The following is a 13823-nucleotide window of genomic DNA, read 5'->3' as shown; positions in this document are numbered from 1 at the left end:
ATTTGGCGGTTTTTTTAAGGTTAAATCACTCGCGAAAACTGTTGCTGACGCGCTCTATCTCGCAAATAAACATCAAAGCTCATACAGATATTGCGGATCAGCATACGGCCCGTTTTGGTCACTGAAATCGTTTTATCAGTCACCCGGACCAAGTCATCATCGATAAAGCACTGCAGTAACGCCAGATCCTCAGCAAAATACTGATCAAAATCTATCTGGTAACGTGTCGCAATGTCCGCTTTCTCTAGGGTGAAATTACACATCAGCGCTTTAATCACATCACGACGAATGCGGTCATCCGGCTCAAGCATCACGCCTTTGAATAGGGCATGGCGCTCGGCATCCACTTGCTGATAATACGCTTTCATCTCTTTTTGATTCTGCGCGTAACAATCACCAATCATCGAAATCGCCGACACCCCGAGCCCGAGCAGATCACAGTCACCTTGGGTGGTATAGCCTTGGAAGTTGCGATGTAAACGCCCTTCACGCTGCGCCACCGCCAGCTCATCATCAGGCAGAGCAAAATGATCCATGCCGATAAACTGATAGCCAGCCCCCGTCAACGTATTGATGGTGTCTTGCAACATGGTGAGCTTGGCGTCCGGTGAGGGTAAATCCTCTTCTTTGATTTTGCGCTGCGCCGCGAACAAGTTGGGCAAATGCGCGTAATTAAACACTGAGAGTCGACCCGGACGCATGGTAAGGACTTGCTCAAGCGTATTGGCAAACCCCTCTGGCGATTGGCTGGGCAAGCCATAAATCAAATCGAGATTGGTGGAGCGGAAGCCCAGTTCGCGGGCACGTTCAACCAAGGCGTGAATAAAGTCTTCATCTTGCTCTCGGTTCACCAGCTGTTGCACTTTTTTATCAAAGTCCTGCACCCCAATACTGATACGATTGAAGCCTTCATCGCGGAGATGATCGAGCATATCGAGTGGAATTTCGCGCGGATCGACCTCGATGCTGATTTCAGCCTCGTCTTCAAAGTCGAACTCTTGGCGTAGCAAGTGCATTAAGCGAGAAATTTGCGCTTTAGTGAGAAACGTCGGGGTGCCTCCGCCCCAATGCAGTTGCGTCACACGACGTGAGCCAAGTAAAAATGCACGCTGACGGATCTCGTGCTCAAGCGCATCCAGATACTCATCTGCCTTATGCTGGTGCCGTGTCACCACTTTATTGCAGCCACAGTAATAGCAAAGTTTGTGGCAAAACGGGATATGCACATACAACGACAACGGGCGCTCAGGATACTGGCTACACGCCATATCAAATTCCGCGGGCGCAAACGCCTCATGAAATTCGAGTGCCGTCGGGTACGACGTATAACGGGGCCCTGAATAGTTGTACTTATTGATAAGGGCTTGATCCCAAATGATTTGTGGTGATGACATGGCTTACATTCCGCAAAAGCGCTTAGGAAAGGAGTAACAGCGTCTAGTGTGCCACAGCCTTAAGTCAGGTGTTTAGCACTACCCGCACTGATGTTGCGAAAGTGTCGGCGAGATCGATTTTCGCCTAATAATTATAAGGGTATTGGGACAAAATGACAGTGGAAAGCAGCTGTTATCGGCTGCTTTCCAGGCAGTCACACTCAGTGTGTCAGGATATGATCAGGGATGTGGCGACCCCCAGTAAAGGCAAGAATGTCTGAGAGCTCCACTTTTATTGCCTCTTCTAGACGCGCTTCATGTTTGGCTCGGTCTAAGTCAAGTCGCATGCGCTCATTCTTTTTCAGCCCCTTTCTTTCCTCACCACGAGGGGTATCTTTTACCGCCTCATACAATTCAAACAAGGCCGGATAGCGGCTATCAAACTCAACCCGCTTATCGCCTTGTAGGTGATCCATGATCATGTAAAGACGGATCGCGGCCTCCGACAAATCGCATTGATCCTGCAGTGCGGCAAACGCAATCACATCAACGCTCTCAATGATTTTATCATTGCGTTGGTTGATCGCTGCCTCTTTCATCTCGGCTTGCCATTTGGTTTGTCGCTTTAGCTTCGCCAGCAATACGCCTGCGTACACCGACAACGCCAAAATAATCAGCGCCCCAAGTCCTGCCAATATCCAGATCCACTCCTGCACCGGTTACTCCTTGTTAATCATCCTGTTGCTCAAATTTAGCCAGCAGGTCATCGTCATCATTCAACTCATTGTCGTCGGTCAGCAGGCCCAGTTTATCCATCAGCACTTCAATCCGATCCAGCTTTTCATCCACGTAAGCTTGCAAGCCCGCGCCCAACTTCTCACCATTTTCGATGCGATCCAGCAACACGTTCAGTTGTGGGTCTTGCTCAAGCTTTGCAAGCTCTTGCTCTGGCGTGAGTTTGGGTTGCTTCGGTTTTTCTGCATCCGTACCCAATGGGATCGGCTTTTTACTGCCAATGCGCGGGTCTTTTTTACCACCGCTGCGACGCACTTGCTTGTTGTCTTCTTCTGAATGACGCGAGCCGGCTTTCTTGCCCTTACGCTTTTTCTGCTTTTTCAGCATTCGCGCAATGCGGTCTTGCTCGTTCTGGTTTTTATCTACGTATTGCGCCGGGCCTTCCGATCCTACGCGGCGCGTTTTCTTTTTACGCGTCATGTCTGTGGTTTCCTCATTAAAATTACGTCGTTGCCAATAAACGTGAGCGCCAAGCCAGCTTGGTGAGCTAAAAACTGGAACGTATGGCGACTAAAAAAGCTAACGTGAGTCAGATCGTTCTTATAGTGCCAGCGTGAAAAAGCATCTGGATCCTTAACCAGTTTGGTCATAATCCCCAAATAGCCGCCCGGTTTAAGCATTGAGAGCCATTGATGCCACTGCGCCTTCGGCCAATAAAAATGCTCGATTGCCTCCGTACAGGTAATAAAGTCATAGCATTCATCCAGTACGTCGGTTTGTGGCGCATAGAAGGGATCATAGCAGGCCACATCATGCCCTGCGTCTCGCAACATACCCGCCAACACGGGCCCTGGGCCACAGCCAAAGTCTAGCCCGCTCGCAGGCACCGCCAATCGCGCCAGCAAGGGTGTGGCTAAACGCGATAAAAAGCGCTGGTAGCCTTGGTCCTCCGGGTGATTTTGGTGCAAATCATAAATGGCCTTTTCGTCCTCGGGCGCAAGCAGCGTTTGGCGATCAACAAATACCAACGCGCAATCCGTGCATTGAAAGTACGCACGGCGTTTGTCGGTATGATAAAGATGGGTTGTTGTGTGCTCACATAAAGGGCAGTGCTGCATATCATTCATCTATGCCAAAGGCTGGCGCGAATGTAGCAGAAAGTGGGTCAATAAAAAAGCGACAGGCATAAAGCCTGTCGCGTATCGCGCTTGCGATAATAAGCGGATCGTGTCCGTCCTGGTACTGGGTTCATCCCTGATAAATGGCGCTTAGCGCCTTAGTATCAACACCCTGTCATTGTGGGTAGCATGCCTGCCTATCCGTCGCTTCCTGCGTCCTTGTCGCTCGACACCCACTACACATCCTGTGTCACGTCATCCTTGTGCGCCAACCTTGGCAACATCCACATCCTGTGGTTAGACCGTCCTGGTGCTCATCTGCCTTGCTTAGCTCAGTCTCTTGTCCTTAAGACCAACGTCCTGTTGATAGTGATAGCATATCGCAGTGACCGCGCTTGCCTAGAATGACCGCCAAATAAAAATAAGAAGCGAAAATGGAAATTGGAGGTAAAGCAATGATTTTAAAAGGATAAAAAATATATCTTTCAAAAAGTGACGTGTTTTTCTTGCTAGCAAATAGCCAATCTCTCACACACGAGGTCTCCGTTATCGCTATCGGCGTGGTGTGATGTCAAAGCGCGGGCCTAGTGAGATGGCCGGGCGAATAAACGGGAGGGATAAAACGGCGGCGTTTATCACACCACCGTTTTCGCAGAGCGGCTCGGTTATTAGTGTAGCCCGCCTAAGTAGTTAGACAGCGCGTCAATTTCCTTGTCCGTCAGCTTCGCCGCGACCGACCGCATCATTTTGTTCATATCATTATGACGCTCTGCGGCGCGGAACATTTTCAACTGACTGGCTAGGTACTTCGCAGGCTGGCCAGAAATTTTCGGGAAACCAGAAGAAGGGGTGCCGTTCCCGCGAGGACCGTGACAGGCTGTACAGGCTGCAATACCGCGCTCAGGATCACCGGCCATGTAGAGCTGGCGGCCTACCTCGATAGCGCCTTCAGGCGTGGTACCAGGCTTGGGTGTTAAGGTTGCATAATACGCCGCTAAGTCTGCCATGTCCTGCTCAGAAAGCGGCGCGACCATGCCAGCCATTACAGCGTTATATCGTCCTTGCTCACCGCCGCTTTGCGCGCCGAGCTTAAATTCTTTCAGTTGTTTCTCTAGATAGTTGGCGTGCTGACCCGCCAAGTTTGGGTAATCAGGCAAAACACTGTTACCGTCAGCACCGTGACAGGCGACACAGGTATTGGATTTTGCTTTGCCCGCTTCAGCATCTCCTTGGGCCCAGACTGAAGTGCTGGCGAGGAGAGTCAATATTAGCGCTAATTTCTTCATGACATTCCGTTTATAATTATCAAGCTTCCAGTACCACTACTTAGTTACCGTCATGGTACAATTACCGATCAAAAACCGAGCACGGTTATTTTACACAAATTCACACAAAAGTAATCAGTCTACTACACCAAGACGAGACGGAGTTAACAGTGGAGCAATCACTTAATTACCGTAACACCCAGTTTGTTACCAGCGCACCCGACATTCGCCATCTTCCTGATAATACGGGGATAGAGATTGCGTTTGCTGGCCGTTCCAACGCCGGTAAGTCTAGCTCCCTTAACCGTCTTTGTGACCAAAAGAGCCTAGCAAAGACCAGTAAGACACCCGGGCGCACACAATTAATTAACCTCTTTAAGGTGGACGAAGGTTGTCATATTGTCGACCTACCCGGTTATGGTTATGCCCAAGTCCCTTTGGAAATGAAAGAGAAGTGGCAGCGTTCACTGGGAGAATATTTACAAAAACGTGATCAACTTGGCGGATTAGTGGTGTTGATGGATATTCGTCATCCGATGAAAGACTTGGATCAGCAACTGATTTACTGGGCGGTAGAGTCTCACTTGCCAGTGTTGGTACTACTGACCAAAGCCGATAAGTTGAAATCAGGGGCACGTAAGCAGCAACTGATGAAAATCCGTGAAGCGTCACTGGCCTTTTGCGGCGATGTTGAGGTCGAGTTGTACTCATCGCTCAAAGGCATGGGCGTCGATAAATTACGCCGCAAGCTAGACGGCTGGTATCAACAAGATCCCTCTCCCCTCGCCGACGACGCACAACCAACCGATTAACCCGCTTTAACGGGGAAAGCCTGCCTGTCACTGACGTAGATAAAAAAAAGCCGACCCTCAATATGAGGGCCGGCGAATCTTTGTGCTTAAGCGATCTCAATCAGACCCTATAGACACATAAAGAACAAGAAGCTGTGCGCATTATAACCAAGCCCTTAGCCAAAATTAAAGTAATTGCTCTAATTTTTTTGAAAAGAATGGAATAATGCGAGTCAGCAAACGATAAAAAGGCAGTGGCAGGGTGACGCCTCGCGATGACGATTAGCCAATAAAAAAAGCCCCAGTCAGTATCCTGACTGGGGCTGCTGAATCAGCCAAATCCAATAACGTGAAACAAAAGGTCTGAAAGATAGAACATCTTACCTCTGTACCCTACGCTGTTAACTGTATATCAATCACTCAGTGTTGAAAAGTATCTTACGTAATTTTTTTTCATAAAAATAAACCTATTTAGCGTAAAAACGCCACAGATCAGGTGGATAATGAATAAAAAAAAGCCGATAAAAATATCGGCTTTCAGTGTAAAAAGACAGAAAGGTCAATAAAAACCCTGAACTTAGTGGGCTTCTCCCCAGTTATCGCCGAACCCTGCTTCGGCGATCAAAGGCACATCCAAGTCAGCCGCTGACGCCATCAATTTCCGTACTTTGCTTTCAACTTTGGACATTGATGACGTTTTGACTTCCAACACCAGTTCATCGTGCACCTGCATCACCAGGCGAGCCTCATCCGCGGCGTTGGCTTGGATCCATTGATCAACCAGTATCATCGCACGCTTGATAATATCGGCTGCCGTCCCTTGCATCGGCGCATTGATTGCCGCGCGCTCGGCCCCTTTACGACGCATGCCGTTTCGTGATTTTATTTCAGGCAGATAAAGGCGACGACCAAAAATGGTTTCCACGTAGCCTTTTTCCGCCGCTTGCTCACGGGTGCGGTCCATGTAGGCCTTCACGCCTGGATAACGCTCAAAATAAGTATCCATGTAACTTTGTGCTTCATGGCGACCAATCCCTAATTGACGAGATAAGCCGAAGGCACTCATGCCATAAATCAGGCCAAAGTTGATCGCTTTGGCGCGGCGACGCTGTTCACTGGTGACTTCATCGAGGCGGATACCCATCACTTCGGCTGCGGTGGCGGCGTGAATATCTTTGCCCTCTCGGAACGCTTCTAGCAAGGCTTTATCACCAGATAAATGCGCCATAATCCGCAATTCGATTTGCGAGTAATCCACCGCCAAAATGGTGTTATCCGCGTCTGCCGTAAAGGCCTCGCGAATACGACGCCCCTGCTCGTTACGAATGGGGATATTTTGTAAGTTCGGATCGGTGGACGATAAGCGCCCCGTCGCAGTGACGGCTTGATGATACGAGGTATGCACGCGGCCCGTTTGCGCATTAATCATGCGCGGCAATTTGTCCGTGTACGTCGATTTGAGTTTTGCCAGTCCACGGTATTCCAAAATCCGCGCAGGTAGCGGGTAATCGAGTGAGAGCTCTTGCAGCACTTCCTCATTGGTTGAAGGGCTCCCTGATGGGGTTTTCTTCACCACCGGCAGGCCCATTTTCTCAAACAAAATCGCTTGTAGTTGCTTGGGCGAGCTTAAGTTGAACTCTTCGCCGGCAATCTCAAAGGCTTCACGCTCAAGCTCAATCAAACGAGTATGTAGCGCCTCTGATTGGGTCGCCAGCTTGTCTTTGTCGATTAGCACCCCATGACGTTCCATGCGCGACAGCACGCTGACCAGCGGCATCTCGTAGCACTCAAAAATGGTTTTTAGTTTCTCGTCACTGGTGACTTTCCCAATCAGGTATTGGTGCAAACGCAACGTAATGTCCGCATCTTCCGCCGCATAAGGTGCCGCTTGCTCAAGCGGGATTTGGTTAAAAGTCAGTTGTTTCTTGCCTTTCCCGGCAATCTCTTCAAAGCTGATGCAGGTATGCTGCAAGTAGCGCTCAGCGAGGCTATCCATGTCATGACGTCCCGCCACACTGTTATAGACGTACGACTCCAGCATGGTGTCATAGGCGATCCCTTTTAAGGTGATCCCGTGACGCGCAAACACACTGGCATCATATTTCAGATTTTGACCGACTTTCGCCGCTGAAGGATCTTCCAACCAAGGGCGTAATACGTCCAGCACCTGATCCAGCGATAACTGCGCAGGCGCTTCCAGGTAATCATGAGCTACCGGCACATACGCCGCTTCACCCGGCGCGACGGCAAATGAAATCCCAACCAGATTGGCTTCCATATAGTTGAGGCTATCGGTTTCCGTATCCACCGCGACCACCTCAGCATCACGGATTTTTTCAAGCCAACTATCCAGCGCGTCGCGTGTCAGAACGGTCTGATAACCACTGCGGTCAATCGTGGCCGCTTGCGAGATAGGTTCATCAGACACCGCCTCTTCTGGCGCATCACCTTCATCCAGCTCTTTGAGCCAGCGGCGGAATTGCAAGTCACGATACATGGCCACCAAGGTGTCATTATCAGGCTCTTGCTTGACCAGCTGTTCAGGGGTGAAGTCCAGTTCAACGTCCAATTTTATCGTTGCTAACTGGTGTGACAAATAAGCCGACTCTTTATGCTCTGTCAGTTTCTTCGCCATGCTCTTCGCACCACGGAAACCAAGGTCGGCGATACGCTCAAGGTTGGCGTAAATATCATCCAAGCCGCCCAGATTGGCAATCAACGCGGTCGCGGTTTTATCACCGACCCCAGGTACACCGGGAATGTTATCGACTTTGTCGCCCATCAAGGCAAGATAATCAATCATATGCTCAGGACCAAAGCCATACTTCTCACGCACCGCCTCAGGATCCATCACCACATTGGTCATGGTGTTGATTAAGGTGACATGCTCATCCACCAGCTGCGCCATATCTTTATCACCCGTACTGATAAGCACCGGCATCCCCGCTTGTGAGGCTTGCGTGGCGAGCGTGCCAATCACATCATCGGCTTCCACCCCTTCTACCGCGAGTAAAGGCAAACCCATGGCTTTGATAATCTTGTGCAAAGGTTCAATTTGCCCGCGTAGATCATCTGGCATCGGTGGACGATTGGCTTTGTATTGTTCATACATGTCATCGCGGAACGTCTTCCCTTTGGCATCAAAAATCACCGCCACGTGTGAATGTGGATACTGTCGCAACAAGCTGCGCAGCATATTGACCACCCCAAATACCGCGCCCGTGGGCTCGCCTTGGCTATTAGTGAGATTAGGGGACGCATGGTATGCCCGGTAAAGATACGAGGAGCCATCCACAAGGATTAACGGATTGTCGGGAAGAGTTGCCATATCAGAATCTTGATCGCCAGTTAAACACGTTAGCCGTTAAGCATGCCACGAGTCTCGACCCCTGTTAACCATGGTTTTTCCCACAAGGTCGCCAATCTGTGGATAACTTTGTTGGTAATTATTTTATAGGGTTTTGATTTTGTCTAAACAAACATAAGAAATGGATTTTTTATTAAATAAAAACATTAACTTAGGAAAAATCACAGGATCTAGATCTTGATCGAAAAAGGATCCTGTGGTGTGGAAAAAGAAATCGCTACTGGCGTCAAAGGTTGCAGAGAAAGTCATCACAAACTGCGGAGATAATCACCAATTTCTCTTGCGATCTTGGCTACTATTTCGCATAAGCCCTTGGCCAATGCGACACTGTTAGACGCAATTAAGCGTAGACGACGCTTTAAGCATTGCCCACTCGGATTGCAATATTTTAAATGCCGATACAAGGAGAGCGTGATGAAAAAGGTGGCTGTGATCTTATCTGGCTGCGGCGTGTTTGATGGTGCCGAGATCCAAGAAACTGTGTTATCCCTACTGGCCCTCGAGCAAAACGATGCTCAATGGCAGTGCTTTGCCCCAGATATCGATCAGCACCATGTTATTAACCATCGTACTGGCGAAGCGATGAGCGAAACGCGTAATGTGCTCACTGAAGCCAGCCGCATTGTGCGTGGGGAAATACTTCCGCTAACGGATTTGAACGCCGATGACTTCGACGCCCTACTGGTTCCTGGCGGTTTTGGTGCCGCGAAAAACTTATCGGACTTTGCTTACAATGGCGATCCGGTTCAGGTACACCAAGATATGTTTGCAGTGTGTCAGGCCTTTGCCCGTTCCGAGAAGCCTGCTGGCTATATGTGTATCGCCCCGATCATGATCCCGCAGATCTACCCAAAAGGCGTCAAAGGCACCATTGGTAATGAGCCAGACATCGCCGCCGCCTTTAACCGTATGGGCGGTGAGCATATCGAATGTCCAGTATCGGATTATGTGTTAGACCAACGCCACCATCTGCTATCCACACCGGCCTATATGCTGGCAACATCTGTGTCGGACGCCGCGAGTGGCATCAATCGGATGGTGAAAAAACTGGTTGAGCTGGCCTAAGCACATAATAGGAAGACACAAAGAAAAAAGCGACGCCGAGAGCGGCGTCGCTGTAACAGGTGAGCGCAAAAACAAAGCTGTTTTAGTAACAGTTTGCTGGCCCCAATACACTGGAAGCAATGTGAGCAATGTCGTGCCTTCAGCGCTGAGCATGTGGGCTTGGCCCTGAAGACAAGTTAACAATAACCATTCTCATTAGCATTTTCAACAAATAATTTCGATGCTTTTTGATTTGTTGATCTTGTGCTCAGACTCTCTCGCTGTCATCAAACTGTCATTGCATCCACCGCCATAATGCCAACATCCATCGTTCGAAAAGCCAGTACCCAGAAAAGAAAAAAGCGACACCCCGAAAGGTGTCGCCTAGCAAAAATGGGCTAACTTAGTCACTGTCTGATAAGCGCCCCGCTAATACACTGGAAGCAATGTGAGCAATGTCGTGCCTTCAGGGTTAAGCATGTGGGCTTGACCCTGATTTCGAGTTAATAATAACCATTCTCATTATCGTTTATCAAGAAAAAAATATGCTTATTTTCCACTCACTGTTCATTTATTGATCTGCTTCTCAAAATAAAGTCGATAATCGGCAGGCTGACCTTTTTGCTCCAATGCCACCACCTGATAGCCATGACGCACCAGCATGCACACCATCGCGGTAAAGCGGTTGCGTGATTTGACCGCAAGCGTTTGATAACCAAACTCATCAACCCACGCTTCTTGAGCCTTGAGTAGCGCTTTCGCTACCCCTTGACCTCGCGCCGCTTTGCTCACCCCGCCCAGCCAGCTATAAAACTGCGTCTGACTGGTGGCATAGCCTATTTTCGCCCCCACAGGCTCACCGTTTTGATACGCGACCAATACCAATGCCGTGCGTCCGGCTAATCGCGCGTGGCATTGCTCCAAGGATACTCCTGCATCCAACTCGGGCACGCTGTTAAGTACCGTTACCGCCTCCTCTAAGTGCCCAGCACGAATTTCCATCTCACCTCCTCGTATTGACGTAAAAAAAGAGCCGCGATGCGACTCTTTATTCTACGACTGATTAGGACGTTTGCTGCACCGTCGCCGACGGGGTCACCTGTGTAATTCGTCGAATAATCAGGTTGAGCAACACCCCATACAAAGGAATAAACAGCCCCAAGCTGATAATCAGCTTAAAGGCATAGTCTACCAAAGCAATTTCAACCCAGTGCGCCGCCATAAAAGCATCTTGGCTTTGGTAAAACGCAATCGCGAAAAAGGCGAGCGTGTCTGACGCATTGCCAAACAAGGTCGAACAACTGGGCGCAACCCACCATTGGCGCTGCTGACGTAACCGGTTGAACACATGAATATCTAAGATCTGACCCAGCAAGTAAGCCATGAAGCTGGCAATCGCAATCCGCGCGACGGTGAGATTAAAGCTACCCAGCTGCTCCATGCCTTGATAACTGCCTTGGTAAAACAAGACGGATAACACGTAGGAAATCAGCAGCGAGGGCACCATCACCAGCAAGATAATGCGGCGCGCCAGAGTCGGACCATAGATCCTGACGGTTAAATCAGTGGCCAAAAAAATAAACGGAAAGGTAAAGGCTCCCCAGGTGGTATGGAAACCCCAAACCGTAAAGGGGATCTGCACCAAGTAATTACTGGAGGCAATAATGATTAGATGGAATAGAACGAGGTAACCCAGCGCTTTACGCTGCTGAGCAAGAGAAAAGTGGCTCATCGTGCACCTTTTTGTTATTGGGGGCGAGGGAACCCAAAAGACTTAGCTACCCGTCTACAGGCAGCGCGAGGTGGCGAATTATACAGCAATCAAGCGCCGGTGCCAGTGCAATTTAAAGAGGCGGATGACGCGTCCACCAATGGCGCAAAAAGGCAATTACCTCGTCGCCCTCATTATCCAGCGCTTCTACCCACACGCTCTGGGTATAATGTGCCGCTTTGAGCATCAAGCGCGTGCCTTCAAAATCAATCAGCCAAGTCATCATGTCAGCGTCCTGTTGGCACTCAAGCACAGAGGCCGCGAGGGTGTCTAACAACGGCTGACAGACTTCTTTAGCATTATCCGCATCAAGCTGAGGCTGATAAAACGCCAAGGCGCCGTCGGACGCCATCAGTTGCCAGTTACTCGGTGCCATAACCAAATTCACTTACACTAAGATGATCATCAATTAAGTCCAAAAACGCATCGCCGAATTTTTCCAGTTTGCGCTGCCCGACGCCACTGACCGCTAAGAGTTCCGCTTGCGATGACGGCAGCATCTCAGCCATTTCCATCAAACTGGCATCGTTAAATACCACGTAAGGCGGAATATCTTCTTCGTCAGCAATGGCCTTGCGCAACTTACGCAACTTGGCAAACAATTTTTTATCGTAATGGCGCTGGCTCAGTTTGTTGGCTTTGGTGCGCGGGCTTAGGCCAATACGCGGCACCGCCAGCTCAAGGGCAATCTCGCTGCGCAGTAATGGCCGCGCTTGTTCGGTCAACTGCAGCACTGAGCTGCGGGCAATGTTTTGTACCAAGTAACCGCGGTGGATCAATTGGCGAATAATACTCACCCAGTATTCATGGCTCCACTCTCGCCCGATACCATAGGTAGAGAGCTTGTCGTGACCATGATCTTTAATGCGCTGATTTTGCATCCCGCGCAATACTTCCACCACATACCCGACCCAGAAGCTTTGGTTAACACGGTACACGCACGACAGCGCTTTTTGTGCTTGTTCGGTGCCATCAAAATGGGTGGGCGGGTCGAGACAAATATCACAGTTGCCACAAGGGGTTTGGCGGTTCTCACCAAAGTAGTTTAGAAGCACTAAACGGCGACAGGTTTGCGCTTCGGCAAACGCCCCCATCGCGGTCAGTTTATGGCTTTCGACCTGCTTTTGTGGCCCATCCGGCTTTTCTTCCAAGCAGCGATGGAGCCATCCCATGTCGGAGGGGTCATATAACAACACCGCTTCAGCCGGCAGTCCATCTCGCCCGGCACGGCCGGTTTCTTGGTAGTAAGATTCAATATTGCGCGGCACATCATAGTGCACCACAAAGCGGACATTGGGCTTGTTGATCCCCATCCCAAACGCCACGGTCGCCACCACAATGTTGACATCATCACGTTGGAACGCCTCTTGGACCGATCCGCGCGCCTCTGTGGTCATCCCCGCATGGTAAGCGGCGGCAAGCATATTGTTGTCACACAGTTTTTGAGTGACCTGCTCAACTCGCTTGCGGCTATTGCAATAGACAATCCCGGATTGGCCGCGTTGACCACTCAGAAACTGCACCAATTGGGCTAAAGGTTTGTGCTTTTCCAGCAAGGTGTAACGAATGTTAGGACGGTCAAAGCTACCCAGGTGTACCAGCGGATCGTTCAGGGCAAGGCGGGATAAAATATCCTCGCGCGTGGTGGCATCCGCGGTGGCTGTCAGCGCCATCACAGGCACGTCAGGAAAGTGCTGTTTGAGCTGGCCTAAAGAGGCATATTCGCGACGAAAGTCATGGCCCCACTGGGAAATACAGTGCGCTTCGTCGACTGCAATCAACGCCAGTTGCCACTCCGTTAAGCGATGGATAAAGTCGCGCCCCAACGCGCGCTCAGGCGACACATAGAGTAGCTTCACCTCCCCCTGATTTAACGCACGCAAGGTATCCGCTTGCGCCTCAGGCGTCATCGCTGAGTTTAAGCACGCCGCGGCAACCCCATTGGCATTAAGCTGGTCAACCTGATCTTTCATCAATGAAATCAAAGGTGAAATCACCACGGTCAAGCCGGTGCGCACCAACGCGGGGATCTGATAGCACAGAGACTTGCCTCCCCCGGTCGGCATAATGACCAAGGCATCACGCCCCGCAATCGCCGCATCAATCACCGCTTGTTGCCCTTCACGGAACTGGTGATAACCAAACACCGCTTTGAGTACCTGATGGGCAGGGCTCATGGCAGGATCAGCAATGGGGGCGTCGCTAGACGTTGACGCATCGGCATGGGCGGGGGTGGCGGACATAATCAAGCTCGTTATTCAAACTGGCGCTCATTCTACCGACACCCTGTAGGCGATGAAACCCTGAGCACAGAGAAAGGTGCTTGCGCCCATCCTTACAACTTGTTACATCTAGACAA

Annotated in this window: 12 protein-coding genes; 2 read left to right on the top strand and 10 right to left on the bottom strand. The window is 50.2% G+C overall.

Going from position 1 to position 13823, the window contains the following annotated elements; genetic code table 11:
• Positions 1 to 20 precede the first annotated feature (20 nt).
• The 5 genes from hemN to BGL48_RS00380 all read right to left on the bottom strand — a co-directional run bounded on the left by hemN (position 21) and on the right by BGL48_RS00380 (position 4512).
• Positions 21 to 1394 carry an oxygen-independent coproporphyrinogen III oxidase gene (gene hemN / locus BGL48_RS00400; RefSeq protein WP_069360788.1) on the bottom strand — a complete coding sequence of 458 codons (1374 nt, stop codon included), beginning with the start codon at positions 1392 to 1394 and terminating at the stop codon, positions 21 to 23.
• A gap of 200 nt (positions 1395 to 1594) precedes the next feature.
• Positions 1595 to 2089 (bottom strand): DUF2489 domain-containing protein, encoded by a 495-nt coding sequence (locus BGL48_RS00395; protein ID WP_069360787.1) that lies wholly within the window; start codon positions 2087 to 2089, stop codon positions 1595 to 1597.
• A 13-nt stretch (positions 2090 to 2102) separates the two neighbouring features.
• Entirely contained in the window at positions 2103 to 2588 is a 486-nt protein-coding gene (yihI, locus tag BGL48_RS00390) for a Der GTPase-activating protein YihI (protein ID WP_069360786.1), read from the bottom strand.
• Complete coding sequence (locus BGL48_RS00385) at positions 2585 to 3226, bottom strand: class I SAM-dependent methyltransferase (RefSeq protein WP_069360785.1); 642 nt, start codon at positions 3224 to 3226, stop codon at positions 2585 to 2587. Before BGL48_RS00385 ends, yihI begins: the two co-directional genes overlap by 4 nt.
• Positions 3227 to 3894: 668 nt before the next feature.
• A complete protein-coding gene (locus tag BGL48_RS00380) occupies positions 3895 to 4512 on the bottom strand; it encodes a c-type cytochrome (protein WP_069360784.1) in 618 nt (205 codons plus the stop codon).
• Positions 4513 to 4661: 149 nt separating this feature from the next.
• Between BGL48_RS00380 and yihA the strand changes: the two genes are divergently transcribed.
• Positions 4662 to 5303 carry a ribosome biogenesis GTP-binding protein YihA/YsxC gene (gene yihA, locus BGL48_RS00375; protein WP_069360783.1) on the top strand — a complete coding sequence of 214 codons (642 nt, stop codon included), beginning with the start codon at positions 4662 to 4664 and terminating at the stop codon, positions 5301 to 5303.
• Between the two features lie 556 nt (positions 5304 to 5859).
• Here yihA and polA read toward each other — a convergent pair.
• Entirely contained in the window at positions 5860 to 8610 is a 2751-nt protein-coding gene (gene polA / locus BGL48_RS00370) for a DNA polymerase I (RefSeq protein ID WP_069360782.1), read from the bottom strand.
• A 453-nt stretch (positions 8611 to 9063) separates the two neighbouring features.
• Here polA and elbB point away from each other — a divergent pair, with 453 nt between their 5' ends.
• The gene (gene elbB, locus BGL48_RS00365; RefSeq protein WP_069360781.1) at positions 9064 to 9714 is read left to right on the top strand and encodes an isoprenoid biosynthesis glyoxalase ElbB; all 651 of its coding nucleotides are present in this window, start codon (positions 9064 to 9066) and stop codon (positions 9712 to 9714) included.
• Positions 9715 to 10260: 546 nt separating this feature from the next.
• Here elbB and BGL48_RS00360 read toward each other — a convergent pair.
• From BGL48_RS00360 to recQ, 4 genes are all read right to left on the bottom strand, one after another.
• Positions 10261 to 10695: a GNAT family N-acetyltransferase gene (locus BGL48_RS00360; RefSeq protein WP_069360780.1), complete on the bottom strand. Its 435-nt coding sequence runs from the start codon at positions 10693 to 10695 to the stop codon at positions 10261 to 10263.
• Positions 10696 to 10756: 61 nt separating this feature from the next.
• On the bottom strand, positions 10757 to 11425 hold the full coding sequence (locus BGL48_RS00355) for a 7-cyano-7-deazaguanine/7-aminomethyl-7-deazaguanine transporter (protein WP_069360779.1): 669 nt from the start codon (positions 11423 to 11425) through the stop codon (positions 10757 to 10759).
• Positions 11426 to 11537: 112 nt separating this feature from the next.
• Positions 11538 to 11840, bottom strand: coding sequence for a DUF3630 family protein (locus BGL48_RS00350; protein WP_069360778.1), 303 nt, complete (start codon positions 11838 to 11840; stop codon positions 11538 to 11540).
• A complete protein-coding gene (recQ, locus tag BGL48_RS00345) occupies positions 11827 to 13641 on the bottom strand; it encodes an ATP-dependent DNA helicase RecQ (protein ID WP_069360821.1) in 1815 nt (604 codons plus the stop codon). The genes BGL48_RS00350 and recQ overlap by 14 nt, the downstream gene beginning before the upstream one ends.
• Positions 13642 to 13823: the final 182 nt, after the last annotated feature.

The organism is Salinivibrio sp. SS3 (genome assembly GCF_001722105.1).
In the GTDB taxonomy this organism is placed as follows: Bacteria; Pseudomonadota; Gammaproteobacteria; order Enterobacterales; family Vibrionaceae; genus Salinivibrio; species Salinivibrio kushneri.
The sequence above is the reverse complement of the archived record's forward strand: the minus strand, read 5'-3'. Positions and strand labels throughout refer to the sequence as shown.

What these genes read in the sequence shown, in the direction of transcription:
- BGL48_RS00385 (WP_069360785.1), bottom strand. Translation starts at nt 3,226, where the DNA reads ATGCAGCACTGCCCTTTATGTGAGCACACAACAACCCATCTTTATCAT.
- BGL48_RS00355 (WP_069360779.1), bottom strand. Translation starts at nt 11,425, where the DNA reads ATGAGCCACTTTTCTCTTGCTCAGCAGCGTAAAGCGCTGGGTTACCTC.
- yihI (WP_069360786.1), bottom strand. Translation starts at nt 2,588, where the DNA reads ATGACGCGTAAAAAGAAAACGCGCCGCGTAGGATCGGAAGGCCCGGCG.
- BGL48_RS00350 (WP_069360778.1), bottom strand. Translation starts at nt 11,840, where the DNA reads ATGGCACCGAGTAACTGGCAACTGATGGCGTCCGACGGCGCCTTGGCG.
- recQ (WP_069360821.1), bottom strand. Translation starts at nt 13,641, where the DNA reads ATGAGCCCTGCCCATCAGGTACTCAAAGCGGTGTTTGGTTATCACCAG.
- BGL48_RS00380 (WP_069360784.1), bottom strand. Translation starts at nt 4,512, where the DNA reads ATGAAGAAATTAGCGCTAATATTGACTCTCCTCGCCAGCACTTCAGTC.
- hemN (WP_069360788.1), bottom strand. Translation starts at nt 1,394, where the DNA reads ATGTCATCACCACAAATCATTTGGGATCAAGCCCTTATCAATAAGTAC.
- polA (WP_069360782.1), bottom strand. Translation starts at nt 8,610, where the DNA reads ATGGCAACTCTTCCCGACAATCCGTTAATCCTTGTGGATGGCTCCTCG.
- elbB (WP_069360781.1), top strand. Translation starts at nt 9,064, where the DNA reads ATGAAAAAGGTGGCTGTGATCTTATCTGGCTGCGGCGTGTTTGATGGT.
- BGL48_RS00360 (WP_069360780.1), bottom strand. Translation starts at nt 10,695, where the DNA reads ATGGAAATTCGTGCTGGGCACTTAGAGGAGGCGGTAACGGTACTTAAC.